Source organism: Sphingopyxis sp. H073, from assembly GCF_001468395.1.
In the GTDB taxonomy this organism is placed as follows: Bacteria; Pseudomonadota; Alphaproteobacteria; order Sphingomonadales; family Sphingomonadaceae; genus Sphingopyxis.
The window spans coordinates 61,342-86,014 of the sequence record NZ_LNSG01000002.1; the positions used below are offsets into that span (position 1 = coordinate 61,342).

27 protein-coding genes are annotated in these 24,673 nt (G+C 64.9%); 13 read left to right on the forward strand and 14 right to left on the reverse strand.

Annotation, left to right across the window (positions count from 1 at the left end; all coding sequences use genetic code 11):
- Positions 1-40: 40 nt before the first annotated feature.
- The 9 genes from ATE64_RS03225 to ATE64_RS03250 all read right to left on the reverse strand — a co-directional run bounded on the left by ATE64_RS03225 (position 41) and on the right by ATE64_RS03250 (position 6,243).
- Positions 41-481 (reverse strand): DUF2285 domain-containing protein, encoded by a 441-nt coding sequence (locus ATE64_RS03225; protein ID WP_041383345.1) that lies wholly within the window; start codon positions 479-481, stop codon positions 41-43.
- Positions 482-536: 55 nt separating this feature from the next.
- Positions 537-890: a DUF6499 domain-containing protein gene (locus tag ATE64_RS22155; protein WP_331458783.1), complete on the reverse strand. Its 354-nt coding sequence runs from the start codon at positions 888-890 to the stop codon at positions 537-539.
- Between the two features lie 50 nt (positions 891-940).
- On the reverse strand, positions 941-1,255 hold the full coding sequence (locus tag ATE64_RS03230) for a DUF736 domain-containing protein (RefSeq protein WP_058456003.1): 315 nt from the start codon (positions 1,253-1,255) through the stop codon (positions 941-943).
- Positions 1,256-1,562: 307 nt separating this feature from the next.
- Positions 1,563-1,994 carry a hypothetical protein gene (locus ATE64_RS03235; protein WP_058456002.1) on the reverse strand — a complete coding sequence of 144 codons (432 nt, stop codon included), beginning with the start codon at positions 1,992-1,994 and terminating at the stop codon, positions 1,563-1,565.
- Positions 1,995-2,117: 123 nt separating this feature from the next.
- Positions 2,118-2,282 (reverse strand): hypothetical protein, encoded by a 165-nt coding sequence (locus tag ATE64_RS21940; protein WP_167541738.1) that lies wholly within the window; start codon positions 2,280-2,282, stop codon positions 2,118-2,120.
- A 468-nt stretch (positions 2,283-2,750) separates the two neighbouring features.
- A complete protein-coding gene (locus tag ATE64_RS03240; RefSeq protein WP_058456001.1) occupies positions 2,751-3,071 on the reverse strand; it encodes a DUF736 family protein in 321 nt (106 codons plus the stop codon).
- Between the two features lie 608 nt (positions 3,072-3,679).
- Positions 3,680-3,874: a hypothetical protein gene (locus ATE64_RS21470; RefSeq protein ID WP_156417340.1), complete on the reverse strand. Its 195-nt coding sequence runs from the start codon at positions 3,872-3,874 to the stop codon at positions 3,680-3,682.
- A 437-nt stretch (positions 3,875-4,311) separates the two neighbouring features.
- On the reverse strand, positions 4,312-5,238 hold the full coding sequence (locus ATE64_RS03245) for a HEPN domain-containing protein (protein WP_058456000.1): 927 nt from the start codon (positions 5,236-5,238) through the stop codon (positions 4,312-4,314).
- A gap of 63 nt (positions 5,239-5,301) precedes the next feature.
- On the reverse strand, positions 5,302-6,243 hold the full coding sequence (locus ATE64_RS03250) for a DUF2493 domain-containing protein (RefSeq protein WP_058455999.1): 942 nt from the start codon (positions 6,241-6,243) through the stop codon (positions 5,302-5,304).
- A gap of 369 nt (positions 6,244-6,612) precedes the next feature.
- Here ATE64_RS03250 and ATE64_RS03255 point away from each other — a divergent pair, with 369 nt between their 5' ends.
- A complete protein-coding gene (locus tag ATE64_RS03255) occupies positions 6,613-7,260 on the forward strand; it encodes a DUF6088 family protein (protein WP_058456045.1) in 648 nt (215 codons plus the stop codon).
- Positions 7,257-8,303: a nucleotidyl transferase AbiEii/AbiGii toxin family protein gene (locus ATE64_RS03260; RefSeq protein ID WP_058455998.1), complete on the forward strand. Its 1,047-nt coding sequence runs from the start codon at positions 7,257-7,259 to the stop codon at positions 8,301-8,303. The genes ATE64_RS03255 and ATE64_RS03260 overlap by 4 nt, the downstream gene beginning before the upstream one ends.
- A 21-nt stretch (positions 8,304-8,324) precedes the next feature.
- Here the strand turns inward: ATE64_RS03260 and ATE64_RS03265 are convergent, their stop codons facing one another.
- From ATE64_RS03265 to ATE64_RS03285, 5 genes are all read right to left on the reverse strand, one after another.
- Positions 8,325-9,377: a toprim domain-containing protein gene (locus tag ATE64_RS03265; RefSeq protein WP_058455997.1), complete on the reverse strand. Its 1,053-nt coding sequence runs from the start codon at positions 9,375-9,377 to the stop codon at positions 8,325-8,327.
- Positions 9,378-9,627: 250 nt separating this feature from the next.
- Complete coding sequence (locus ATE64_RS03270; RefSeq protein ID WP_058455996.1) at positions 9,628-10,590, reverse strand: M28 family peptidase; 963 nt, start codon at positions 10,588-10,590, stop codon at positions 9,628-9,630.
- A gap of 3 nt (positions 10,591-10,593) precedes the next feature.
- On the reverse strand, positions 10,594-12,192 hold the full coding sequence (locus ATE64_RS03275) for a hypothetical protein (RefSeq protein WP_058455995.1): 1,599 nt from the start codon (positions 12,190-12,192) through the stop codon (positions 10,594-10,596).
- 206 nt (positions 12,193-12,398) lie between these two features.
- On the reverse strand, positions 12,399-14,486 hold the full coding sequence (locus tag ATE64_RS03280) for a ParB/RepB/Spo0J family partition protein (protein WP_058455994.1): 2,088 nt from the start codon (positions 14,484-14,486) through the stop codon (positions 12,399-12,401).
- Positions 14,487-14,609: 123 nt separating this feature from the next.
- On the reverse strand, positions 14,610-15,011 hold the full coding sequence (locus ATE64_RS03285) for a DUF2958 domain-containing protein (protein ID WP_058455993.1): 402 nt from the start codon (positions 15,009-15,011) through the stop codon (positions 14,610-14,612).
- A gap of 238 nt (positions 15,012-15,249) precedes the next feature.
- Here ATE64_RS03285 and ATE64_RS03290 point away from each other — a divergent pair, with 238 nt between their 5' ends.
- From ATE64_RS03290 to ATE64_RS03340, 11 genes are all read left to right on the forward strand, one after another.
- Positions 15,250-15,438 (forward strand): DUF6771 family protein, encoded by a 189-nt coding sequence (locus ATE64_RS03290; RefSeq protein WP_058456044.1) that lies wholly within the window; start codon positions 15,250-15,252, stop codon positions 15,436-15,438.
- A gap of 1 nt (position 15,439) precedes the next feature.
- Complete coding sequence (locus ATE64_RS03295) at positions 15,440-15,769, forward strand: hypothetical protein (protein ID WP_058455992.1); 330 nt, start codon at positions 15,440-15,442, stop codon at positions 15,767-15,769.
- Between the two features lie 17 nt (positions 15,770-15,786).
- Positions 15,787-16,299 (forward strand): DUF159 family protein, encoded by a 513-nt coding sequence (locus tag ATE64_RS03300; RefSeq protein WP_058455991.1) that lies wholly within the window; start codon positions 15,787-15,789, stop codon positions 16,297-16,299.
- Between the two features lie 12 nt (positions 16,300-16,311).
- Positions 16,312-16,962: an SOS response-associated peptidase family protein gene (locus tag ATE64_RS03305; RefSeq protein WP_058455990.1), complete on the forward strand. Its 651-nt coding sequence runs from the start codon at positions 16,312-16,314 to the stop codon at positions 16,960-16,962.
- A gap of 254 nt (positions 16,963-17,216) precedes the next feature.
- Positions 17,217-17,978 (forward strand): LuxR family transcriptional regulator, encoded by a 762-nt coding sequence (locus tag ATE64_RS03310; RefSeq protein ID WP_058455989.1) that lies wholly within the window; start codon positions 17,217-17,219, stop codon positions 17,976-17,978.
- A gap of 97 nt (positions 17,979-18,075) precedes the next feature.
- Positions 18,076-18,702, forward strand: a complete 627-nt coding sequence (locus tag ATE64_RS03315) for an acyl-homoserine-lactone synthase (RefSeq protein ID WP_058455988.1) — start codon at positions 18,076-18,078, stop codon at positions 18,700-18,702.
- On the forward strand, positions 18,699-19,577 hold the full coding sequence (locus ATE64_RS03320) for a phytanoyl-CoA dioxygenase family protein (protein ID WP_058455987.1): 879 nt from the start codon (positions 18,699-18,701) through the stop codon (positions 19,575-19,577). Before ATE64_RS03315 ends, ATE64_RS03320 begins: the two co-directional genes overlap by 4 nt.
- A complete protein-coding gene (locus ATE64_RS03325; protein WP_058455986.1) occupies positions 19,574-20,185 on the forward strand; it encodes a GntR family transcriptional regulator in 612 nt (203 codons plus the stop codon). Before ATE64_RS03320 ends, ATE64_RS03325 begins: the two co-directional genes overlap by 4 nt.
- A 389-nt stretch (positions 20,186-20,574) precedes the next feature.
- On the forward strand, positions 20,575-21,048 hold the full coding sequence (locus ATE64_RS03330) for a sigma-70 family RNA polymerase sigma factor (protein ID WP_082657702.1): 474 nt from the start codon (positions 20,575-20,577) through the stop codon (positions 21,046-21,048).
- On the forward strand, positions 21,045-22,034 hold the full coding sequence (locus ATE64_RS03335; RefSeq protein WP_058455985.1) for a FecR domain-containing protein: 990 nt from the start codon (positions 21,045-21,047) through the stop codon (positions 22,032-22,034). The genes ATE64_RS03330 and ATE64_RS03335 overlap by 4 nt, the downstream gene beginning before the upstream one ends.
- 99 nt (positions 22,035-22,133) lie before the next feature.
- Complete coding sequence (locus ATE64_RS03340) at positions 22,134-24,665, forward strand: TonB-dependent receptor (protein WP_058455984.1); 2,532 nt, start codon at positions 22,134-22,136, stop codon at positions 24,663-24,665.
- Positions 24,666-24,673 lie beyond the last annotated feature (8 nt).

Genomic DNA, 24,673 nt, shown 5'->3' on the forward strand with positions numbered 1-24,673 from the left:
CGCGAAAGCGGGAGCGCGGGGGAGCGGCTGAATCGCCGAGCTATTTTTGTCGCCCCGCGCGGCCGGCGAGCAGCGTGCGATAGCCGCCCGCGGCAAGCGCGTCGGCCTCGTGGATAAGGCGCTGGGTCCGGCGGCGCTCGGGAGAGGACTTCCAGGCGGCGCCCTGTCCGATCGAGAGGCGCGGATAGACGAGGCGCTGCGCGACCATATGGCTCGTAACCTCGCCGTCTTGGCGAAGGTTGAGGATGGCCAGTAAGAGTTGGAGACGCCGCGCCTGATAGGCGGTCGGGCCGAATGGTTGCGCCGCGCTCCGCGCGCCGCGCAGCCATCGGTCCAAGCCTGCGAGGGCCTGCAGGCGGACATCGAGCAGCGCGTCGCACGGGATAAGCGAAGCAAGGGGGCGTCCGGCGGCCGCGTCACGCAGGCAGACCCGATGAAAGGACACACCATCGCTCATCACCAGATGCGTCTCGTCGCCCACCGAGCGCGAGGCGATGGCCGGAGGCCACCGGGCAAGATCGAAATGCGGACTATTCCTAGAAGCCGCCACTGCAGGGCCGAGGATTATGACCTGAGGACACTCGGCCGGGTCCCAGAAGGCAGGCGCTCCAAGCGCCGACAGATGGGGATCGGCCGGGAAAGCAAAGGCCCCACCGCCGGGCCATCACCTCCTGGGCCGTCGGGTCGCCATCCCGATCCGACATGACCCTCTCATAGTCGCAGCGATATGCGGGATTGCGGCGAAGAAATTCCTGCGCGAAGCCGGGGAAATCGAGCCGCACGCTGCTGCCCCCTTCGTCCCTTGCTTCCTCCGCCATGCGTGCCTCCGTGCGAGGCACGAGATTTGGCGACGACGCCCAAGCCGCCAATTCCATGGGGCGGGGAGCCATATCCCCAGAAATGGGTATCCCGCCCGGCGATGCCGGGCGGGATAGGAGCGTCAGTCGCCGCGGCGCGCCTGGCGGTTCCAGACGAGGTCATGCTCATCGCCTTCGCCCGCGAAGAGCTGCGCGAAGACCGGCGCCGTGAAGCTCGGGTCGTCGAGCTTGACCGACAGATAGGGGCGCTTGTCCTGTGTCTGCTTTTCCCAGGCCGCGCCGACTTCGACGTCGCCCACGAAGACGCGGTGGCTGGGGGCGTTGCCGCTCGGATTTTCCTCGGGCGCGATGCGAACCGACTTTGCCTGCACCGAGAGGGTGACGATGCTCCCCCGAAATTCTCCGGAGACTTTCTTGAATGTGCCGATCTTGGCCATGATGCATTCCTTCCTTGGCTCGGACCGCACCATCGCGGTCTCGATGCGCATCGAAGGTCAGCGGGGACCGGCGGTGCAGCCGCGGCCCGGAGCAAGGCGGAGGACGGCGCGCACCCGTCTTTCTTGTTTCGCGAGGAACGGCGGCACGCCGGGGGAAGAAAGACGCGCGCGCGCCGTTGCACCAAGCCGGTCAGCAAAGCGTCCCGATGACAGATGGCGCATGTCGAGAGACCGCAACGGGAGGACCGCAGTATGGACGCATCGCCAATCGGCCGGGAGGAAAAGAGAAGAAGAGGGGGAGGACAGCCTAGGCGGGCAAAGCCGGTCGCTCGGTTGAATCCGCGGGAGAAACAAGGTCGTGCCAACTCGCATAGCCGGTCACAAGGCCGGCGAGGATGGCGAGGCCTTGCTCCGCACCCGCTTCAAGCCCGCCCAAGATGGCGAGCGCTGTCCCGGCCTGATAGCCGGCAAAGGCCGCAGCGCCGACGAACGTCAGGATGACGCAGAGCTTCACGGGGAGCGGGGCCGCGCCGCGCACCAACCGCCGGCCAAGAGCCAGGACGGCAAGTCCCGCGATCAGCGCCGACCCCAGGATCGTCAACCAGCCAAAGCCGAGATCGCGCAATGCGAAGCCGAGCGCGATCGCGGCGCCGACCGGCATCGCGAACTTGGCGCTGCGGAATAGCAGCCGGAGACAATAGAGCGCTGCGATGGCGCCGAGAATGAGCATAAGGGTCATGAACGTCCTCCTGTCGGACGCGCCCGCCACCACCTCCACAGCGCAACCTGCGCGCGAAGCATAGTAGAAGCCGGTCCGGGGATGAACCCGAACCGGCCCCAATCTGGACCTATTTTCAAAGGGTCAGCGGTTGAAGGGATCATATTCGCAAACGATCGTTTCGGGGTCGCCATCGAATTCGTCGAGCGGCATCACAGAATAACCGGCGCTGGTTTCGATAAGGATGATCACGGTCATCATGGTCCGGGCGAGGTTCCAGCCGAGCGATTGGGCGGTGGTAAGCGGCATGGGATGAACTCCTGTCCTTGGGAGCGGGCCATTCCCGCTCGACAGGCGCCCCGCCGGAAGGGGACTGGCCGCAATCATCGCGGCAAAGCCGCGGCCCGAGCGCAGCGTGGGGACCCTTTACGGGTTGATTGAAGGAGGCCAGTCCTCGGCCAAGGGATCAGCGGCAATCGAGAGCGGGGATGGCCCGCGCCCATGCGGCAGCCCCCATGCCGCCCCATCGCCCCCTTGCTTCCGCTTCCCGGCGCCTGACCGAATACTCCCCGACACGCCAAACCAGCGATCCACCACGCCGATCAGATCATGATTTTCGAAGCCCCGCGACATGCGGCCCGTCAGGCAGAACCCCTGCGCAGTTCCCCAGTTGGCCAAGGGCCTGCCGGGCCAAACATGCCGAACGGCGGCCCGAAAACGGCCGTCCATCGACAGAAAGAGAAACCGGCTCCGCCCGAAGGCGGAGCCGGATGGCCGTCAGGCCGGCGGGTTCCAGATGATGACCTTCTTCATCGGATCATCGCCCGGCGCATTGGCGACATTGCCGTAGATGGTCCCGAATTCGGGGGCCGACATGGTCACCGACACATATTCGGCGCCGTTGCTCTGCGAGAAACGCTTCCAGCCGGCGCCGAGCTCGAAGCCGTTCTTGCGGCTGAGGATGCGGTAATCGGGCTCGTTTTCCTTGGTCTTGCGGCCATTGGGCACGATGGCGATCGGCGCGGTGACGTTGAGGGTGGCCAGCGTGCCTTCGAAGCTGCCGTCGGCCTTGACGTTGAGGTTGGCAATGGTGGGCATATAAAATCTCCTTCGCTTGCTCGGGGGACATCCCCGATGGCGCCGGAAGAAGGGGCCGCGAGCTGCCGTCACCGAGCGGCACGCGAGGGCGAACCCCGCATGGGGTTGACGGCCAGAGGCGAGCCGGACCCGCAAAAGGGCGACAGGAGGGGGTGACCTCGGGCAGGCCAAGGAGCGTTGCCCACGCTGCCGAAACCCAGCCGACGCGCGACGCTCCATCTGGTCCCGGCGGACTCGGTCGCCGAGGTCCCGCAAGGGCTTTCCCCGCGACCCACAAGAGAAAATAGTACGATCCTCAGTGCGACCGCGGACGGCGGAGAGGGCCGGATGCTTTGGAGCAAAGCAGGCCGACAATTGCCGCCCCAGGCCCTGCAATCATTCCACAGGGCCTCGACGCCTGCGCGAAGCGCCCGAGAAGAAGGCGCTCTTGGCGAGCCCGCGGCCGGGCGGCGTGCGCGCGGGCCTGGGGGCCAGCCGCCGCCCGGCAAGGAGTGTGAGCCGAGTGCGCCGCGCGGCCCAAAGCAACGCGCGGCCCCTGGCGCCGCCCGCCGGCGCCAGAGCACGCCCAATTCAGCCGCGCTCGATTTTGCCGGCCAGTTTCCGGACGTTCAACCGTTGTAGCGAATGACCGGCCCTGGCTCCCCGCAGAGACCGCACGGTCCTCTCAACCGTTCGAAACCTCCGGTCCCGCTCGCCGAACTGGTGACGACGCTCGCCTGTGCGATCGACGAGAGGTCGAGCCGGTCGGCGATACATTCGTCGCAAAGCGGCGTCCCGTCCATCCTGCGGACCAGTCCTGCCACTCGCTCCGCTATGGTCGGCCGCTTTGTCATAATGCTGCGATAGTCAGGCAGATCGACAAACGAAAGCCCCAGCAAGATTGGCCGTTAGCGGTCAGGCGGCCACTGGTGATTGGGGCGCCACAAGCGGGAGTAATATGTAACTGCGTTGCCGTGATCCTGAGGAAATTTGACGTCCGCTTTCAGGCGGTGCGCGGTACCCGTCGCAACGACCGACATGAGGCGCAAAGCCGCCAAGCAAAAGCGGCGACCCCAATGGAGTCGCCGCAGGAGAATGGAGGAGCCCTCCATTTGGGTCGCCGCACGCGCATTAATCGGGTCGACATCAAACGCCAGTGGAATCAGGCTGCCGTAACGGAATCTTGCGGGGTGATGCTGTGAGGCAACACATTGTATCCCGTGCAACTATCATTGCGCCGAGATTGATCGCAACTGGGCTATCAAACCGGGCGGCAATTGGCCTCAAGCTCTGCAATGCGCTCCGAACAGATTTCGTGAACTGCCCGACCGAGTTCCTCGACGCGCGCGGCAAGCCAGATGAGGTCCGCTTCGGTGATGCGAAAATGCTTCGAGTAGCGGGCCTTCACATAAGCCTCTTTCAGTTTCTCGAACCGCGCTCGATCTGCTTTCAACTGGCGCGGCCAAGCATCGACCAAGCGCATGTCGAGCCTCTCTGCCTGCGTCCGCAGGAAGCCGAGATTGTGAACATGGGGCGTGTAGAAGCTGCAGACCAGCAGGACGCAATGATATAGGCTCTCCGTCGCCTGATGAAGAACGAATGACGCCTGTTTGAGCGCGCCTTCTGCCCGCCCTGCCTCGTGCATTTTGAAGAAGGCGTTAGCCTGAGGCATCCACTCCTCAAAATACTCCTTCGCCATCGCCAACGCCTGCTCGGGCGTTTTCGGCTTCGGCGTATGCAATTCCTTGTCGTCATATTCGTAGAGCGCGATCCCGTCGCGTGCGACGTCCATGAAGAAATAGCGCCCATGCGCGAGCCCGTCGTTCACTTCCTGCAAGGTGTGGACGATGAAATTCACCGGCGTGTGCAGCGTCTTGTCGATCGCAAGCTCGCGGGTCAGCCGATCCTCGAGCTTCGACCAGAAGTCGATCTTGTCGGTGAGGCGCTTGTCGTTGACGATGATGAGCAGATCGAAGTCGGAGCGATAGCCCTTGGCGGTGTGCGGCTCGTCGACCCAGCCGCCGCGGGCATAGCTGCCATAGAGGATCACCTTGTCGATCCGGCCCTTCTTCTTCCAGCCCATCGTCGAAAGCGCGACGGCATCTTCGAATTCTTCGAAGATGATCGCCTTCACGCGGTCGAGCTCGCGCTGCTTGTTGGCCGGAAGATGATCGAGATCGGTACGCATCGATATTCACCTGTGTAATTCTGCTCGCCGGAAGGCAAGCTTCGTCAGATCCAAATCGACACCTCATGGCGCCTCGCGGATGCGGAAATCCCAGACCGGAATGCCGAACGCCCGCGCCTTGTCGACGAGATTGTCCTGGATGCCGGTGCCCGAGAAGACGATGAGCCCGGCGGGCATGGCGTCGATCATGCGCTCGTTGCGCTTGAAGGGCGCCGCTTTCTTGTCGCGGTTCCAGTCGGGACGGAATGCGACCTGCGGCACTTTCCGCGCGTCGGCCCAGCAGGCAGCGGCGCGTTCGGCGCCGGTCGGAGTCGCGCCGTGGAGCAGGACCATGTCGGCGTGACGCGCATGAACCTTGTCGAGCGCCGACCAGATATGCCGGTGATCGTTGCACGCGGGTCCGCCGCTGAACGCGATGCGCGTGCCCTCGGGGATCAACGCCTTGGCCTTTTCGCGGAGGCGGCGGTCCATGAAGTCGCGGCTGTCGATCATCGCGGCGGTCATCGCCTGGTGGCGGATGCGCGACCCGGTGCGCGGGACCCAGGCCTTGCGGGCGTGGATACGAAACTGTTCGGCGGCGCATTCGCGGAAAAATTCCATCGCGTCGCGCCGCTCGATCAGGGTGATGCCTTCGGCGATCGCGCGCTCGAGTTCGACCGAGCGGATTTCGCTGCCATCCTGCTCGCGCTGGAGATCGCGCTGCGCCGCCTCGTTGCGGTCGAGCTCGCGTTCGATCCGCGTTCCGGCGCCATGGAAGAGATTGACGACGCCCCAGAGCAGATCCTCGAGATCGGGTTCGATCCTGGTGTCGACGAGACAGCCCGCGAGCGCATCGAAGATGTCGGCGACGGCGCCGCCGGCGAGCCGATCATCGGGAAGCGGGCGGCCATCGGGTTCGTCCTCGAAGGGGCGAAAGCCGTAGAGCTGCATTTCCTGGAGGAGATATGCGCTGGCGCCGGGCTCGGCGGGCTCGCCGCGTTCGGAAATGTCGGACAGGTCGGTCATATCATGCCTCGCTTCTGGTGGCCGCGCCTCTCGCGGCCTTCGCGGCGACGCCCCCGCGGCGGCGGGTGCGGGTCCGCACCGCGCGGCACGCGCGGCCGAAGCTTCAGCGGAGGATGGCAGGGGCGCGGCTATTTTGCCTCGCGATGCAAAGGGGCGCAGCCCCGGCGGAAAATAGCCGTGCATCCGCCATTGCGGTGCCCGTACCCGCCGCCGCAGTCGCCCTCCAGCGAAGGCCGGAGGCGCGGCCTCCGGAATGAGGCAAGCCGGCCGGGCGCCGGAAGAAGCGGCGCTCGCCATGTCCGAAATCCTACCATGTTTTTCGGACAGGCTTCTTGGCATCTGTCCGAAATACCGCTACATATTTCGGACATGAACATGCCCGCATCCGGATTGAAAGCCGCCATCCTCGATCGCGCAGCCATGCCGGGCAGCGTCTGGACGCCCAGCGATTTTCTCGATCTCGGGGGGCGAGACGCAGTCGACAAGACTCTCCAGCGGCTCAGCAAGTCCGGCGAATTGCGCCGGATCGACCGCGGCCTCTATGACAAGCCTGCGCATAATGAACTGACCCACCAGGCCAATCCCCCCAGCCCAAAGGCGGTGATCGACGCCGTGGCGCGCCGCGACCAGATTCGCGTCCTCGTCGATGGCATGACCGCCGCCAACGATCTCGGCTTCACCAACGCGGTGCCGGCGAAGGTCATCGTCCATGCCGAGACGCGGCTCAAAGCGATCAAGCTCGGCAACATGCCGATCATTTTCAAGTCGACGGCGGCGAGCAAGCTGTTCTGGGCGGGACGGCCGGCAATGCGGATCGTCCAGGCGCTGCACTGGCTGCGCGACACGATGTCCGGTGACGAGAACGGCCAATGGCGCGACCGGCTCGTGCAGCTGTTGAGCGATCCCGTCCATGGCGCGATACTGCGCGCCGATCTTGCCGATGGCATGGCAAGTTTGCCCGTGTGGATGCAGGAATTGCTCCGCCCGCTCGTCGTCCGTCCGGAGAGCGATGAATGAACCCCGGCTTCGACGAGATATTGCGCACCGAAGCGCAGACCTGGAGCGGCCTTTTCACCACCACCGCGCAGCGGCTCGGCACCACGCCGCAGAATGTCGAGAAGGATTTCTGGGTGTGCTGGACGCTGGACGCGCTGTTCAACGGCTTGCCCGATGGTCCCCGGCTGCTCTTCAAGGGCGGGACCTCGCTGTCCAAAGGCTTCGGCTTGATCCGCCGCTTCTCCGAAGACATAGACGTGACGGTCTTTCGCGACGATCTCGGCGTGCCGGCGTCGATCGACGAGCTGGCGGCCTTGAGCCGAAAGAAGCGCGAAGCCGCGCTCGACGCGATCCGGGATGCGTGCGAGGCCTATATCAACGGCGCGCTTCTCGAGCACCTGACCGTCATCGCGGCCGAATGCTGCGAACGTGCCGGGCTCAAAGCGGGATCGATCCAGGTTCTTCCCGATGCGAAGGACCGCCAGACATTGCTGATCGCCTACCCCAGCGTGACGAGCGAAGATGCCTATATCGCGAAGAGCGTGAAGATCGAGTCGGGCGCGAAATCGGCGCTCGATCCCAATAGCCGCCGCAGCATCGCACCCTATGTCGACGAGGATCTACCGGCGATCGACCTTGCGGTCCCCAATGTGACCATCGTCGATGCCGAGCGCACCTTTTGGGACAAGGTCGTCATCCTGCACGGACTGCGGCGATGGTATGAGATCCGGGGGCAACTTCGCGGCAACCGCCAACGCGTATCGCGCCACTATTATGACCTTCATCAGTTGATGCAGTCCGAGGCCGGGCAACGCGCGTTGAAGGACCGGGCCCTCGGCGAGGACTGTGTCGCGCATGCGCGGATGTTCTTCAATCGTCCCGATTTCGACCTCGCGTCGGCGCAGCCGCCGACATTCGTCCTTTGTCCCGAGAAGGGGATGACCGATGATTTGAGGCAGGATTATCGCGCCATGGCGACGATGATCTTCGGCGAGCCGCCCGAATTCGAGGCGATCATCGAAAATATCGCGGACCTCGAACGCAAGCTCAATGGCTCGAATTGAGAGCGGCCATCGAACAGTCGATCACGAGACCTTCACGCTATCGAGGAAGCGCCCCGCATCGAGCGGTAGCATCCGGGCGCGAAGCCGGGCCGCCATTTCTTCCCGGCCCATCCGAACAAGATCGCTGTTGAAATCGTCAAGCCGCGGATCGAGCGGGACGATCTCGATCCCGAGCGGCTCGGCGCGCGCGGCCAAGGTCTTCATCGCCCAGGACCCGGCGGCGTCATCGTCGCGCGCGACATAGAGACGGCGCAGCGGTTCGGGAAAATGGATCGCGGCGAGATGCGCCGCCGACAGACCCGCGATCATCGGCAGCTCCGGCAGAAATTCGCGAAGCGAAAGGACCGTCTCGACACCTTCGCCCGCGGCCATGACGTCCGCCGCAGATCCGAACCGCACGCCATGTCCGAGCAGATTTCCCATCGCGCGGCGGGGACAGGCGACCGGCGCCTTGCTTCCCGCCGGATCGAGCCAGGTGCGATGGACGCCGGCGATCTGGCCGGCATCGTCGGTCACGGCGGCGATCATGGCCGGCCAGGCAGTCCGCACGTCGGGAGCGTCATCGCTCGACGCCCGGTAATAGCAGCGCGGATGAAAGCGGATCGCACCATTGCCTGGGTCGATATCGATCCCGCGCGATGCAAGATAAGCGACTGCCAACGTCCCGGCGATCGGCTTCGACGCAGCCCAAAGCCGCCGCGCGGCCACGGGCGTTCCCATCGACACCTTGCGCGAGCGCGGGGATGGTGATCCGGTCGGCTCCGGCATCGGCATGCTCAAAAATCGCCGCGCCTCGGCGAGCGTCTCGCGCAAATCGACGTGACCGCAACTGGCGGCGATGACATCGAGCAGGTCGCCATGTTCGCCGCTCGCGGCATCGGTCCATTTGCCCGCCCGGCCCCGCGCGTCAGCCGACGCCGACAGGAGAAGGTAGAGGCTGCGACCGGGCGTCCCCCGGACATCGCCGACAAGCCAGTAGCGGCCTTCGCGGCGACCGTTGGGGAGATAGTGGCGGCACACGGCCTCGGCATTTTCGGCGAGGCGGCGCGCCAATTCACGGGCTGGACTTTCCATGCGGGGCTCCTTCAAAGGCCTTGTGCCCGCGCAGATGTCGATCGAAAGGCGATCGGCGATCCGCACGGACAGCTCGGCACCGGCAGCCCCTGCCAGCGCGTCGAGCGTGATTTTCTCACAAACGGGACTTCAGAATCAAGCATGACCTGCCCGCCCGTCGGCGGCGGGAGCCGCGGAACAGGCGGCGTCGAAGCCCATCCAAACATGGCGGGCAGTATCGGCCCGCAGGCTATTCGGCGGATGCCGCGCATCAGGTCGGCATGAGCGGACGATAACCCTGGTCATCGTCCATTTCCTCGGCCCAGAGCGCCATCTGGAAATCATCGTAGCTGACGCCGCATTGCTCGAGCATCCAGGCCGCGAGCGCCGGATGATCGGCAACCGCTTCGACGAAATCATCGCCATGGCCGCGCCCGCGGTCGAACCACCAGCCGACCTCTTCCTGGACGGAAGGATCGCGCTCGATCACGAGCTGCGACGCATCGAGTTCGAGCATCGCTTCGAGCAATTGCTCGCAATGGACGACATCGAGCGTCTCGCGCGGCCCATGCTGTCGTTGATAGCCAACCGACAGGTTGGTGCATTCGGGGACGATGCCGGCATATTCGTTGGTGTCGGTGTAAACCCCCGTGTCGTCGGGCGCGTAGCGGAACCCCATATTCTGACGGTTGAGCGCGGCCGCGAGGCTGGTCGCGAAGGCATCGGAACATGTCCGCCCATAGCTTTGGTGGGTGATGACATCGCCAAGCCCGGCACGGTCGAAGGCGATCGCCGCGTCGATGTCCGCGAGCAGTTCAGGCGTATGCCGCTCGATCCAGCGCGAGCCGAGGCACCCCTGCTCCTCGCCGCGATGGAAGAGGTAGAGGCCGGGGCGCGCGGCCGCGATCATGCCGAGCATGATCCACAGCCCTGCGCCGTCGTCGGCGCCGAGCGACATGCCCGCCTTGCCGTCGCACAGCTGCGCGATCCCATGTTCGTCGACGCCCACCGCCTGATGCCCGCCCACGGCCGCGACCGTGTCGACATGGCAGCTCCACAAGGTGCGGGGACGATCGCCGATCGAGAGCATCCGGTTGCCGAAACCGTCGGCGCGCATGCCGGGAACCGGATCGAGATATTCGCGGCAGAAGGCGCGTTCGGTCGCGCTGTCATGGGGCCGTGCCCAGGACAGGATTTCGAGAAGGCCGGCGCGGCCTGCAAGCTCATAAGTCATGGATCAGGCTCCTGTCTGGCAAGCGATGGCCATCGCAGCCACGGACGTTGCGGCGGCGTGGGCGAGGCCAACGGCCAAGTCCGGCGTTTCGAGAGAATGCCCGTGGCCGCATCCGCAGGCGCACGGTTCGAGCGGCGGGGATTGCATCGTTTCGAGGCGAAGGCGATCGGCCGCCTCTTGCTCGCGCCTCAGCCGTTCTTCGCGGGCACGCTCACCGGCTGCCTGCCATTCGGCGACCTCGATCGCGATCGCCGACATTTCGTACAGGAACCAGTCGCGAGCGAGGACATGGGCATTGGCGAGCGACGGATCGTCGTCGTCGACAGGATCGGGCAGATAGTCGGCGCTGAGCCATTCACCATGATATTCGGTGAGATCGGCGGCATGATACCAGTCGCCCGAAGCATCGCATTGCCGGCAGCAGGCCGCGAGCCACCATTCGCCGCGATCTTCGAGATAGACCGCGCCGAATGCCTCCACATAACCATCGAGCACGTCATGCTCGTCGCCATCGGCGAAAACGCTGATGAAGGTTTCGGCATCGCTATAGCTGCGCTCGTTGTGAGCGCAGAAAATCGTGTGGTCGGTGAAGCAATTATAACACCACTCTTCCGACGAGCCGTCGCCGAAATACACTTCCTCGTGCGGCGTCGCGTCGCGGTCGCACCGCGGACAATACCAGCATCGATCACCAAGACCGTTCGTATTTTCGGACGGTATCTCACCATGACCGATGATGAGATATTCGCCGTCGTCGGCGAGGTCATCGCCCGCATCGATATAGGGAACGACGAAGCTGCCGCCGTCGACGAGGCGCCGGATTCTCGCACCGTTGAGGCTGCCCTTGGCATAGCCCGCATTTTCGAGGAGCAGCTTGAGCCGCGATACGTCGCCATAGATGCTGGTGTAGATTTTGAGCTCGGGCCACACCACGCTGCGCGCCCGGGCATCGTCGCGGGCGCCGATATAGGCGAGCGCCGTATCGGGTCCGGCATAGACACGCACCGGGTGGCAGTAGCTTTCGAAGTCGCTCGCGCCGTGCGACATGCAGCTCCCGGGGCCGCCGACATAGACCTCCTCGATTTCGTCGGCATCCTGCGTGATCTTGAGCGCGTCTTCCGCGAGCTGGACCGAGAGTCGGGCGCACCAGCTTTCGATCGCATTGTTGTCGAGATGGGCCGAAAAGAAGCGATGAAGATAGCGCCCCGGCGACATCACAAGCTGGCGGTCGACCTGCCCCTTCGCGGCATTCTCGGTGAAGGCGATCTTGCCCGCCTGCTCGGTCGAGACATGGCAGAAATGCTCGTCGTGCTTCTCCTGATACCAGGGCTCCTCGTGCCAGGGCGTCGGCGCATAGGTGCCGTCGGCGAAGCGCAGCTTCTCGCGAACCGGCCAGTCGACGTCGCCGATGTCGGCGCCGGCAAGCGCGATGCGAAGCTGCGCGTCGGGCGCGCGGAGGAGAAGCTGCTTCCGCGCGGCTTCGGCTTCGTCGAAGGAGGACCAGAGATATTGCTGGTCGCCATTAGGCGCGAAAAGAAACTCGATCGTGACCGGCCGCCAGTCGGCTTCCGAGTGCGGGCAAAGGATTTGAAACTGTGCCATGGATGAGACTCCGCGCAGCCGCGCGCGGCCGCAAAGAGGAGCGAGCACGGGCTGCATTGCTGTTGGGGTGGCGCAGGGTCAGCGAGGGTCGGGGTGAGCGTCCGGGCTGCGGGCCGTGGCCGGCCTCAAGCCGTCAAAGGTGACGTTCCCGATCGCCGCTGCGCCGAGAAGAATATCCGGCGGGGGAATATCCCCCGCCAGATGGCTCATTCGGCTGCGACGGGCAGTTCGGCGTCGCCGGAATCGCTCTCGCCGGGATCGACGGGCCCCGACGTTTCGCCGCTGTCCGGATCGATGTCGTCCAGACCCGGCGTGCGCATCGGCAGCGGGAGCCAGGTCGTTTCTGCGACCAGCCTCTCGGCCTCGCGGGCCATGTCGGCTTTCTTGAGATGGCCGATCATCCGGGCAACTTCGTCGCCGCGCGCCTCGGCGACATCGGCTAGGATCTGCGGCTTGGTCACGCTGCCGAAATAGCCTGCAGAAGTCGGACGCCAGCCGGCGCCATGCACGTCGAGCCCCGCGGCCAGCGCGAGGACATGGCTGTGGGCAATCCGGCGCTCGACGCCGTGCGCCGAGATACGGCCATTGTCATATTTGGGGACGACCTCGGCCTGGGCGTTAACGCAGAGCGACGCGCAATGCGCCAACAGCTGCGACTGCTCCTCGCCACCCAAGGTGAGCAGAAAGCTCCAGACCTCCTTGTCCGACTGCGGCAACCGTGCCTTCCATGCCGCCGCGCGCGCGTCGAGCGCTTGTGCGGGCGCGCAATCGCGCAAATCTGTCGGAGCGTTGGAAAAGGAGACCCGGTTCGCCGCGATCTGGACGCAGCTCTCGCGGCTGAAGCTGTAGAAGCAGCCGAGCACAAGGACGTGGAGCAATGCGGCGAAGGCGAGCGCGGGGTCCTGCGCAACCCTGTCCTGCAGCGCCAGCGTGCGCCATGCCGTGAGGTCCGAGACGAGACGGTCCGGAAGCGCCCGCAGCGCGCCCCGTTCCTCCGCACCGCCCGCATCATCCGCCGACTTCGCGGCTCCGTCGTCGCTGCGGTCCGCGGAAGAGCGGCCATCGTCGCCCGCTTCGGACGCGCCGTCTTCGCCAAACCCTTCACGCGGCTGATCCTCGGGCCTCACGAAGCCGCGCTCGACGCGCACCGACCCATCGCGGTCGATCGAAACGAACGCGCCCGCGCTCGCCATATCTTCCGGCTTGAAGATCAGCGGCCGGTCGACCAGCGCACCGAGTTCGGCATCGATCGCCTCGATCCGCGCATGCACCTCGTCCGGCACGTCATGCGCATCGGCCCATTCGGCGCCCAGTTCCTCGCCTTCGGCTTCAAGCTCGGCGACGCGCGCCGCTTCCGCCTCGGTCATCGCGACCTCTTCGCGGTCGATCTCCCGAAACCCCCGCGTCGCGTCCCACGGCAGGTCGATCGCGGTCGTCACCCATTTCCAGCCCTCGGCGAGAATGCGCGCGGCTTCGGCTTTCAGCTTGGCGTCGACGAGCCGATCGAGAAGCGCGGGATCGGTGAGCCAGCCGCCGCCATCGGCTTCGAACAGGTCGCGCGCGATGCCGCCGCCCGCTTCGAGATACTTGTCGAGACCGACGAAGCCGACCCTTTTGTCACCCACGCGAACGCTGTTCTCGGTGAGTTTCTGGCGGATCCAGGTCGCCGACTTGTTGAAGCTGTGCTCGAGTTGATCCCAGACTTCCTCCTGCCGCGCATGGTCCTCGGCGATGGTGAAGGCCATCAACTGATCGAGCGTCATCGCCTCTTCGGCGTAAAGCGCGTGCAGTTTGGGCGACACGCCGGCGAGTTTCAGGCGCTGGCGCACGGCGGCGGGGGTCGTGCGGAAATGCGCGGCGATCTCCTCGATGCCGGCATCCTTGTCGACCATCGCCTGCATCGCACGAAATTCGTCGAGCGGATGCAGCGCCTCGCGAAAGCTGTTTTCGGCGAGGCTGTCTTCTTCGGCGAGCACATCATTGGCCGCGCCGCCGACCACACAGGGGATCGGCGCGTCCTTCGCGAGCCTCTTCTGTTTCGCCAGCAGTTCGAGCGCGCGAAAGCGCCGGCCGCCGGCCGGAATTTCGAACTGACCCGTTTCCTTACCCTCCCCATCGAGCAGCGGCCGCACGTTGAGGCTCTGGAGCAATCCGCGGCGGGCGATGTCCGCCGCCAGCGTATCGATCGATACGCCTGCCTTCACGCGCCGCACATTGGACTGCGACAGGCGCAAGCGGTCGAGCGGAATGTCGCGCGACGGGGCGAGAGTGATTTTCGGAAGCGATTTGGCCATGGGCCTTCTCCATGACGGGCCGCCGCGAGACACTCTCCCGGCTCCTGAAACCCGTCATGAAGCCCCGGCTTCCCTCTTCCTCGAACGGGGCCGCCACCGGCAGCCCCGAACAAGCCCTCAGCCTCAGCCGCGGCCCGAGAGCCGGCGCGCCGCCGCGTGCAGGCGCTGCTCACCGAGAATGATCGAGCCCGCGGCGCGCGCCGCCTCGGCATAAACCGACAGCGCATGGCGCGCTTCGAAGTGCAGATCGCGCTCGATGCCGAGCCCGAAGGGCAGCCGCACCGCTTCGAGTTCGGCAGCCGAGAAACTGCCGAGTTCGGGACAGCCGAACCCCAGATCCGCAAGACCGAACAGGATGCCATCGGCATCGATTTCGGTTGCGAGCCAGGTGGCGGCACCGACAGGGCTGAAGAAGCGCACCACGGGTTTGGGATCGGGCTCGCGCGCACCACGCGCGATCGCATCGCGCCGGGCGGCGCAATTGGCGGCAAGCGCGGCGGTGATGTCGGGGGTGAGCAGTTTCATGCCGCGATCCTCCCACCGGATTCTCGGCAGAAGCAGCGAAGCTTTGCATATTGATTCATTTCGGTTCTCCGCGGCGGACCGGCGGCGAGCCTCTCTCGCCGCACCCAGCCCGTCACGCGATGCCGCAACCCTCGCTCTCGCCCGCGGTCGCCTGCGGCCGCGGGACCGGCGATCATGGACAGGCCCCGGCGCATGCAGCGGGCTTGCCATGTTGTTCTTCCTATGTTCTCATATGGGCATGGACAGAATCGATACCGCCCGAGTCGCCGAAACCTTGCTTGCCGCCCCCGGGTGGGCGCGCGTCGGCCTGACTGCACCCACCAGCCATATCCGCGTCGAAGCGGCGTTCGAGCTGGCGCGGGTGATCGTCGAGAGCGTGACGGGCGAAGAGCCGGCCCACTCCGACCAGCTCGGGCTTTCCCTGTGACGTGGGCGGCTGGACGAAAAACGGGGGGCGGCGTGCGACGCACCTCTTCGAGGCCGCGGCCTGGTATCAGGCGGTCAAGCCGGTCTGCCGCTGCGGGCACAGCGCGACCTTCGATCCCTATGGTCTATGGTGGAAATTCCAGCGCAAGATGTGGGATGACGATCTTTGGAAGGCGCGCGACAAATTCTGGTGCGCGCGGTGCAAGGCCCGCACCGGCAAACGCATTCGGCCGATCCGCCTCGACTTGGTCAAACCGAGCAAGGACGATATTCGGCTGCCCATGCCCGACGAGCGGGAATGGAAGCGGGCGCTCAGCCGCTTCCGGGCCTAGAAGCAGGAGACTCTCCGATGGAAATTGAGAATGACGACGCCCTTGGCGGTATCGGCAAGACCCATCGCGTGATGATTTGGGACGGCAACCAGGAACGCGAGAAGGAACTCCACTGGGGCCTCCCGTCGCGCGACCCCGATATCTTCCAGATCCCGCTCCTCAAGTCCGAGACGGCGATCATCGACCGCCCGTGCCTGCTTCTGGCCAATGAGTTCGGTTTGGTGAAGCGCGGCAAGACGATCTACGCGGCAAGCCTCATCTCCGACGAACCCTTCTTCTGCATTGCCGCGGTGTGGCGCCCGGGCGGGCGCGACTGGCCCGACAGCTTCGCCGCGCTCACGGTGCCGGCCTATGACGATCTGGAACCCTATAAGGATCGCCACGTCGCGGTCATCGATCCGGACGACTGGTTCGACTGGCTGATGGGGACGCGCCCGCCGCTGGACATTCTGCGCCGCTTCCCCAAGGGTAGCTTCAGCATCATGCCGCCGATCCAGCAGAATTTCGACGCGTTGCTCGGGGCGGCCTGAAGGAGCCGCCGCATGTGCAATCTGGTGACGCTGAAATCGTCGGTCGACGAGGTCGCATCGCACTTCAAGGCCCGCCGTCCGAAACCGACCAATGCCGGTACCGGCGACGTCTATCCCGGCGGACAGGGATTTGTGGTGCGGCAGGATGCCGGCGAGCGCATCGTACAGGCGATGACCTGGGGCTTTCCGGTGCGCCTCAAACATATGAAACCGACGAGCAAACCCAAGCCGGTCAACAATGCGCGCGACGACAAGCTGATGTCCTTCTGGCGCCCCTGGTTCACGAACCCGGCGAACCGCTGCCTCATTCCCTTCACCTCCTTTGCCGAAGCCGAAGGCGAGGAGGGCAAGATGACGCGAACCTGGATCAGCGTCACCGACCAGCCGCTCGCCGCATGGGCGGGACTCTGGCGGCCGACCGACGAATGGGGGGATTGTTATACGGGCGTCATGGTCGATGCGACAGAGGAACTGTTCCATATTCATGATCGGATGCCGGTCATCCTGCATCCGGACGACCATGACAGATGGCTCCATGCACCGGCCGAAGAGGCAATGGCGTTGGTCGCGAAATATCCTGCCGATCGCCTCGCCGTCGAGCGCACCGATGTCCCCTGGTTCAGCCGCAAGGCGCCGCCTGCGGATGCGCCCTCGCTGCTTTGAAAGGGCCCATTCCCGAGCGGCGATAGATCCAGAAGCGGGGCCAATTGTCGGCTCCGAGCTCTTTACCCGGATTATCAGGCTGTTACATCTTACTCACCGATCGATCGCCATGCGCCAGGCTGCGGGAACAGCGGCTGGACAGGGCGTGAGGACCCGTCGGAAATCCCCCGTTCGCCCGCGCCGAAATGGAAGAGGTTCGCGGCGATAGTTGGAGCGGAGCGCAGGCGAGCGGGTCGGGAACGCGCCGGCGGCCGATGAACGATGTGAAGCATTATCATCTGACAGAGGAACTCGCACAGGAGATTTCAGGCGCAGACAAGGAAGATCAGCTCTTCGCCGCATTGGCCAATGCAGCGGGCCGCATGGGCTTCGACCATTTCGCGCTTGCCTTCGATCGGCGCGGAACCGGCGATCCGGCCTCGATCCTCGTGCACAATTATCCCGACGCCTGGGCCAAGGTCTATGTCGGCTTCGACCTCAGCGGTACCGATCCGATCCGCCGCGCCAGCGAGCGGTCGCTGACCGGCTTCGAATGGCGCCATGTCGACCGCTATATTCCGCTGAGCCGCGGCGACCGCCAATTGCTGTGCGTCGCGCGCGAGAGCGGTGTCGGCGACGGCTTCACGGTTCCTCGCCATTTGCCCGGCGAGGCATCGGGGACCTGCTCTTTCGCCGTCGGTCCCCATGCAGCCATTCCGGCAGAGATGCTCCACGCCGCCGAAATCCTCGGCGCCATCGCCATCGCTTCGGCGCGCGAATTGATCGGCTCTTCTCCTCTACGGCCACGCCCCACACTCACCGAGCGGCAACGCGAATGCGTGCTCTGGTCGGCGCGCGGCAAGACCGCCGGCGAGATCGCCGACATTCTCGGGATCAGCGAAGAGACGGTGGTCCGGCACCTGAAGATGGCGCGCGACCGCTATTCGGTTCATTGCCGCTCGATGCTGATTCTGTGCGCGCTGTTCGACGGACTGATCGGCTTCTCGGACATCTACGACTGGTGGCGGCCAAACTAGCGCGCCGCACATAATCGCAAAATCCTTGCCCAGAAATGGGCATAGCCGCCGCGCAGGATCGATGGTCTGATTCCGGCTCCACAGCCAAGGAATCATCATGATCGCACAATCGACGCGGGCGCCGGGCGCGCCCGGGGATGCCGCGCTACGCGGCATGTTTGCCGCGCGAAAGCAGGTCTTCATCGACCAGCTCAAATGGGATTTGCCCGTCCTCGACGGCCGTTTCGAACTGGATCAGTTCGACACGCCCGACGCCCGCTATCTGATCCTGCTCGACCCCGACGATCTGCGTCATCGCGCTTCGGCGCGGCTCCTGCCGACTACGGCGCCGCATCTTCTCGGCGACATCTATCCGCATCTCTGCGCCGATGGCGCGCCGACCAGCAAAGGAGTGTGGGAGATCAGCCGCTTCTGCCTCGACCCGGCGCAAACGCCCGTCGAACGCCGCGACGCACGCAACCAGCTCGTGACCGCGCTTGCCGACTATGCGCTGAACAACGGGATAAGCGATTATGTCGGGATCGCCGAGGCGGGCTGGTACCATAGTATCAGCAAATTCGGCTGGGCGTGCCGCACGCTGGGGCCCGTCCACCGAGATGACGCATGCAGGATCGTCGCGCTCAACATTTCGATCGACGAAGACACGCTCGCGGGCCTGAAACGAACGGGCACCTATGCGCCGCTCATGCTCAAATTTGAGGAAGGCGGGGAGCCAGCGCTATGAAGAAGGAACTCACCGAAGCCGATGTCAGCGCGATGCTGGTCGAGGAATTGCGCCGCACCGGCTACTGCATCGTCCGCAACGAGGCGATCGCCCGCGTCCACGCTCTGGCGAAGGATCTCGACCCGATCTTCGACGCGACGCCCTTCTGCGATGGCAATTTCTATGGTCGCCGCACGAAGCGCTTCGGCAGCCTGCTCAAGCGATCGCAGCATATGGCCGCGCTGGTGATGAACCCGATCATCCTGCCCGCGGTCGAGACGATTCTCGGATCGGGATGCGACCGGATACAGCTCAACCTCACCCAGGCGATCGAAATCCATCCGGGCGAAGTGCGGCAGTTTCCGCACCGCGATCAGGATATGTGGCGCGGCGCCGATGGTACCCAGGAATATCTGGTCAATATCCTCTGGCCGCTCACGCCGTTCAAGAAGGAGAATGGCGCGACGCGCATCTTCCCGAACAGTCATGGAGCGGCAGGAATGGCAAAGACCGATCTAGGCCAGCCGGTTTTCGCCGAATGCGAACCGGGATCGGCGATCTGTTTCCTCGGATCGACCGCGCATGGCGCAGGCACGAACCTCAGCAAGGAGGTCAGGCGCGGCGTGCTGGTCAGCTACAGCCTTGGCTGGCTCAAGCCCTATGAGAATCTGTGGCTCGCCTATCCGCCCGAGGTGGCGCGACATTTTCCGCCCGAGCTGGCGGCGCTCGCGGGCTATGCGCAGCATCGCCCCAATCTCGGCAATTATGAAGGCCAATGCCCTTCGGTCTTGCTGACGGACGAAAGGCCCGCGCATCTCGGCGCGATCGACGCGCTGCGCCCCGACCAGGCCGAGGCGGTCTCCGCCTTCGCCGCCGCCGAAAGGGCAGGCGCATGAGTCCCGCGCATGTGTTCGAGCCGACCTATGAAGCGATCAAGCGCCGATTGATGACGGGCGAATGGGCGACCGGCGCCCGGATCGAAGCCGCGCGCCTCGCCGATGACCTTGGGGTCAGCATGACCCCGGTTCGCGACAGTCTCTATCGCCTCAACGGCGAGCGCATGGTCGACTTCACGCCAGGCGAAGGCTTCCATGTCCACCGCCTCACCGAGACCGAGTTTCGCGACCTGCTCGAGCTGCATCTGATCCTGCAGCTCGCCGCGCTCGCAACAGCGCCAAATCGGCTGGCTACGCCGGTGAGCGCCGATCAGCCTTATCCCGAACGCATCGCGGACCTGTTCCTCGCGGTCGCGGATCGATCATCCAATTCCGAGATCGTCGCGAGCATCGCCGCAATCGGTGACCGGCTCCAGTTGTCGCGGCATTTCGACGCCGCGATCCTTGGCGATGTCGAGGCGGAATATAAATTGCTCGAGGCCGCCATTGTCGATGCCGCGCTGCAGACCGAGATGCGGAGCCTCCTGCTTGGCTATCATGAGCGGCGCGCGCGCGAGGCCACTTCCTATGCACGCACGCTCGCTGCGCACCCTGGCCGCCAGTCCTGAGGACGTACAATCGCCTGATCGACGCTTTTGCTTGTCACAGCCGCCCGCAATTGACATGATTCGGGTGCGCTGGAGCATTGCTGGCAGCTTTCGCGCGGACTATTTCGCCAGGCATTATATGCGCCAGTCCTTGACCGGACCGGCGGCCGAACCGGACCCTGGATCGCACAAGCGACCGAACGGCGGCACAGCACTGGGAGACGGGCATCCGGCTACGGCGGGATGGCTCTGCTCGTGCCCTCGGAACAATTGCTGTGTCTTCCTGTACCTGCTGCGACGACGCTCCGCTGCGTCACCCCTTTTCGGTGTCGTCGGCCTGTCATGTGCATCCCGACGATCGCCCGGCACCGGTCGAACATCGGCCCGTCACCGGACAGGATCTGGAGACAATGTATCGCGCGCACCGCTCGTCGCTCTTTCATTTCCTGCGCCGCAAGGCGGGCCCCGAGGAAGCACCCGACCTGGTTCAAGAAGTCTTCGCGCGGGCAGCGGGAAGCGAGCAACGGCATCACCTCGTCAACCCGGGCGGCTTTCTTCGCCGTATTGCTCAGAATCTGCTGATCGACCGGGCGCGACGCCGCAAGTCTGCGCCGATCGCTCTATTTTCGCTGCGCGAAGAGAGCGATGCCGTGACCCCGGCCACGCAGGAATGGAACCTCGAAGCGGCGGACCTTCTGGAGCTTTACGAGAAGGCCGTTGACGCAATGCCGCTCAAGACGCGCCGCGTCTTTCTGATGCACCGGGTGGACGAACTTTCCTATCGCGAGATACATGAACAGCTCGGCATCAGCATTGCGACGGTGGAATATCATATGATGAAGGCGCTCGGTCAGATCGCGAAGGTGGTGGACAGCGGGAAATGACCAAGGCCGTCGACGACGATTATCCGGCCGACGAGGTCGCGCGCGCGTGGCTCGTCAAGATGCGCGGCGAGGATGCGGAGGCGCTGCGCGACGAGTTCGACGCGTGGTTGCAGGCCTCAACCGAGCATCGCGAAGCCTATCGGCGCGCCGAAAAGCGGATGGCTGCGCTTGCGATCCTCAAGACTTCACAGCGCCACGGAACGACGCATGCCGAGGCGCGCCGTGGTCGAATGCGCGGCTGGTTCACATGGGGAGCGGCCGCCACCGCGCTCGCGCTCCTGATCATCGCGATCGGGGCTGCGGGCGCCCCCTTTCCCGGCCAGCCAGGCGGCGGCGCGACGGCTTTTGCCGCCGAACCGCTCGAGACGCAGCGCGGCGAGATCCGCACCTTCCGGCTCGTCGATGGTTCGCGCGCGACGCTCGACACCGACAGCCGGCTCGACGTGGCCTTTTCGCATGGCGAACGAAGCGTTCGTCTCGTGAGGGGCCGGGTCCGACTGTCGGTCGCGCCGGGCGATGTCCCACTCCGGATCGAGGCCGGGCACGGAGGGGCGACGGCAAATGATGCAGAAATCGATCTGAGTCTCGCCGCATCGGGGAGAGTGGTCGCATCGCTGCGCCGCGGCGCAGCAGAGGTGCGCGCCGATGCAGACGTCGAGCAGACCATGCCCCTCAAGGCAGGAAGCGCCCTCGCCTATGGGCCCGGTAGCCGGTTGGAGCCTGTCGCGGCGCCGGCGGCCGTCATTCAGCCAGACTGGACCGAAGGGTGGGCAGAGTATCGATCGATCAAACTCGGCGCGCTCGTCGCCGAAGCCAATCGCTACGCCGCGGTGAGGATCGTGATCGACGACACCGACATAGCCGCACGCGAAGTGTCGGGTCGCTTCCATATCAGCCAGACCGAGGCATTTGCCGAACGGATCGCCATATTGTTCGGCCTCGCCGTCGAACGGAGGTCTGACGCCATCCACCTCCGCCGTCGATAATTTTTTCACCGAGCGACTAAGGTCGCTCCTATCTTCCCGTCAACGCACCCCCACTGGCCGTCTGCCTGATGCACGGCCGAGAATATTGGGGGAGTGAAAATGTCGATTAAATCCCGTTCGCTGGCCGCGCTGCTCGTCGGCGCTGCAGCCTTGCTTTCGCCCGAAGGCGCGCAGGCCATGCAGGCGCCGCGCCAATCCTATGATATTCCGGCGCAGGATCTGGGCGATGCACTGCGCCGTGCCGCCGCGCTCGCCGATATCGAGCTCTATGTCAGCGCGCAGGACATCGAAGGGAAGAGGGCGCCCGCCGTGCGGGGTCAGCTCACGCCGCGCGAAGCCATCGAGGCGCTTCTCGCCGGCAGCGGCCTCACGGCGCGTTTCGAGAGCCGGTCGGTCATTATCCTGAGCGACGCCGCCGTTCCGGCCATCCCCGCGGGCGAGCCCGAAGTCATCATCGTCACCGGGTCGCGCATCGCGGGCGCTCCTGCCGCCGCGCCGGTTATCGACATCAGTGCCGAGGATATTCGCAACGCGGGTCATGCCGACCTCGGCGAGGTGGCGCGAAGCCTGCCCCAGAATTTCGGCGGCGGGCAGAATCCCGGGATCGGGTCGGGTCAGGGCGTCGCGAACGAGAATGGAAACGTCAATGGGGCCTCGACCTTCAACCTCAGGGGGATAGGGCCGAGTGCAACGCTGACGCTGCTCAATGGCAATCGCTTTGCCTACAGCGGCACGCAAAGCGCCATCGACGTGAGTGCGATTCCGGCAGCGGCGGTCGAACGGATCGAGATCGTCACCGACGGCGCGTCGGCGATCTACGGCGCCGACGCGGTGGCGGGCGTGGTCAATATCCTGCTGCGCAAGGATTATGAAGGAATCACGACGAGTGCCCGGCTCGGCGGATCGACCGACGGGGGCAATTTTCAGCAGCAATATGGGCTGCTCGGGGGCGCAAAATGGTCCGGTGGCGGCTTCCTTGCGGCCTATGACTATTTCGAGAATAGCGCGATCCTTGCGCGCAATCGCAGCTATGCAGCGAGCAGCAACCCCGCCTCGACACTCTACCCGGAGCTCAAGCGGCATAGTTTTCTGCTGAGCGCTCATCAGCAGGTGGTTGCCGGCGTACAGTTGAAGACCGACGCGATCTACAAGCGCGGCGATATGACTTCGGTGCGCGGTCTTATCGTGGACCGTCCGATCACGACGCGCGGTACGATTGTCACCAATGAGTTCGAAACCTTCGGAATCGCCCCGACGCTCGAGGCCGAGATCGGTGGCAGTTGGACCGCGCGCATCTCCGCCTTCTACGGCAGCGATAACACCTATGGCGAGACGCAGAATTTCACCAACGGGGTGGCGACGCGCCCCATTCGCATATTCAACAATCGCAGTGTCAGCGTCGAAGCCGGTGTGGAGGGCGCGATCTTCGCGCTACCCGCCGGCGATGTGCGGCTCGCCGCCGGCGGCGGCTGGCGTCGCAACCGGCTCGTCGCGGAGGTCAACGGCCGTGGTTTCGCCGGACGCCGCGACAATCTCTATGCCTATGGGGAGTTCTTCCTGCCGTTGGCAAGTCCTGCTCAAGACCTCTCCTTTGCCCACCGCGCGTCGATCACTGCGGCGCTTCGCTTCGAAGATTACTCCGATGCCGGGAGCATCGTGGTTCCCAAGCTGGGCTTCGTTTATGCGCCGGCCGAAGAACTAAGCATTGGTTTATCATGGGGCCGGTCGTTCAAGATGCCGACGCTCAACCAGCAATTCAGCGGCTACACGCCGGTGCTGCTGCCCGTCACTGGCTACGGTACAATGTTCCCAGCGGGTTCGACCTACATCTACATCGGCGGCCGGAATCCCGACGTCGGTCCCGAGCGGTCCGAGAATATCACCTTAAGCGCGACATTTCGGCCGTCGCCGCGACTCCAGATCGTCACCAGCCTGTTCCGGATCGATTATCGCGACAGGGTTGCGCCACCCTTCGGCTCACCGCTCGGAACGCTGACCAATCCGCTCTACGCTGATTTTATTACCTTCAACCCGTCGGCCGCGTCGCAGGCCGAGGCAATCGCCGGCGCCGCCGATCCGCTCGGCAATGGAACGAGCGGGCCCTATAATCCCGCCACGGTGATTGCGATCATCGACGGTCGCGACCGGAATATCGCCGCGCAGCGCTATGAAGGCGCCGATCTGGCGATCCGCTACCGGGCTCCGATTGGCAAGCAGACGCTGACGCTTACCGCCAACGCCACCTGGCTCGACAGCCGGCAGCGCTTGCTGCCCGGTCTTCCGAACATCGATCTGGCGGGCACGATATTCAATTCGCCGCACTTTCGCGCCCGTGGCGGCGCGACCTTCGGCGGCGAGCGCTTCACACTGGCCGCCTTCGCCAATTTCACGGGCGGCGTAACCGATCGGCGGCGCGCCGTTCCGGTGAGTGTCTCGCCCGTCACGACGCTCGATCTTTCCGCACGCGCGAAGCTGGGACGCCTCGCCGAGATATCGGTCAATGCGCTCAATATCCTCAATGCCAAGCCGGATATGACGGCAGTCGCATCCGCTAGCGACACGCCTTTCGATTCAACCAACTATTCGGCTGTCGGGCGTTTCCTCGGCGTCACGATCAGCCGCGACTGGTGAGGAGCGCC

Coding starts and splice junctions, on each gene's coding strand:
- ATE64_RS22155 (WP_331458783.1), bottom strand. CDS start 890: ATGGCTCCCCGCCCCATGGAATTGGCGGCTTGGGCGTCGTCGCCAAAT.
- ATE64_RS03230 (WP_058456003.1), bottom strand. CDS start 1,255: ATGGCCAAGATCGGCACATTCAAGAAAGTCTCCGGAGAATTTCGGGGG.
- ATE64_RS03235 (WP_058456002.1), bottom strand. CDS start 1,994: ATGACCCTTATGCTCATTCTCGGCGCCATCGCAGCGCTCTATTGTCTC.
- ATE64_RS21940 (WP_167541738.1), bottom strand. CDS start 2,282: ATGCCGCTTACCACCGCCCAATCGCTCGGCTGGAACCTCGCCCGGACC.
- ATE64_RS03240 (WP_058456001.1), bottom strand. CDS start 3,071: ATGCCCACCATTGCCAACCTCAACGTCAAGGCCGACGGCAGCTTCGAA.
- ATE64_RS03245 (WP_058456000.1), bottom strand. CDS start 5,238: ATGCGTACCGATCTCGATCATCTTCCGGCCAACAAGCAGCGCGAGCTC.
- ATE64_RS03250 (WP_058455999.1), bottom strand. CDS start 6,243: ATGACCGACCTGTCCGACATTTCCGAACGCGGCGAGCCCGCCGAGCCC.
- ATE64_RS03255 (WP_058456045.1), top strand. CDS start 6,613: ATGAACATGCCCGCATCCGGATTGAAAGCCGCCATCCTCGATCGCGCA.
- ATE64_RS03260 (WP_058455998.1), top strand. CDS start 7,257: ATGAACCCCGGCTTCGACGAGATATTGCGCACCGAAGCGCAGACCTGG.
- ATE64_RS03265 (WP_058455997.1), bottom strand. CDS start 9,377: ATGGAAAGTCCAGCCCGTGAATTGGCGCGCCGCCTCGCCGAAAATGCC.
- ATE64_RS03270 (WP_058455996.1), bottom strand. CDS start 10,590: ATGACTTATGAGCTTGCAGGCCGCGCCGGCCTTCTCGAAATCCTGTCC.
- ATE64_RS03275 (WP_058455995.1), bottom strand. CDS start 12,192: ATGGCACAGTTTCAAATCCTTTGCCCGCACTCGGAAGCCGACTGGCGG.
- ATE64_RS03280 (WP_058455994.1), bottom strand. CDS start 14,486: ATGGCCAAATCGCTTCCGAAAATCACTCTCGCCCCGTCGCGCGACATT.
- ATE64_RS03285 (WP_058455993.1), bottom strand. CDS start 15,011: ATGAAACTGCTCACCCCCGACATCACCGCCGCGCTTGCCGCCAATTGC.
- ATE64_RS03290 (WP_058456044.1), top strand. CDS start 15,250: ATGGACAGAATCGATACCGCCCGAGTCGCCGAAACCTTGCTTGCCGCC.
- ATE64_RS03300 (WP_058455991.1), top strand. CDS start 15,787: ATGGAAATTGAGAATGACGACGCCCTTGGCGGTATCGGCAAGACCCAT.
- ATE64_RS03305 (WP_058455990.1), top strand. CDS start 16,312: ATGTGCAATCTGGTGACGCTGAAATCGTCGGTCGACGAGGTCGCATCG.
- ATE64_RS03310 (WP_058455989.1), top strand. CDS start 17,217: ATGAACGATGTGAAGCATTATCATCTGACAGAGGAACTCGCACAGGAG.
- ATE64_RS03315 (WP_058455988.1), top strand. CDS start 18,076: ATGATCGCACAATCGACGCGGGCGCCGGGCGCGCCCGGGGATGCCGCG.
- ATE64_RS03320 (WP_058455987.1), top strand. CDS start 18,699: ATGAAGAAGGAACTCACCGAAGCCGATGTCAGCGCGATGCTGGTCGAG.
- ATE64_RS03325 (WP_058455986.1), top strand. CDS start 19,574: ATGAGTCCCGCGCATGTGTTCGAGCCGACCTATGAAGCGATCAAGCGC.
- ATE64_RS03330 (WP_082657702.1), top strand. CDS start 20,575: ATGTATCGCGCGCACCGCTCGTCGCTCTTTCATTTCCTGCGCCGCAAG.
- ATE64_RS03335 (WP_058455985.1), top strand. CDS start 21,045: ATGACCAAGGCCGTCGACGACGATTATCCGGCCGACGAGGTCGCGCGC.
- ATE64_RS03340 (WP_058455984.1), top strand. CDS start 22,134: ATGTCGATTAAATCCCGTTCGCTGGCCGCGCTGCTCGTCGGCGCTGCA.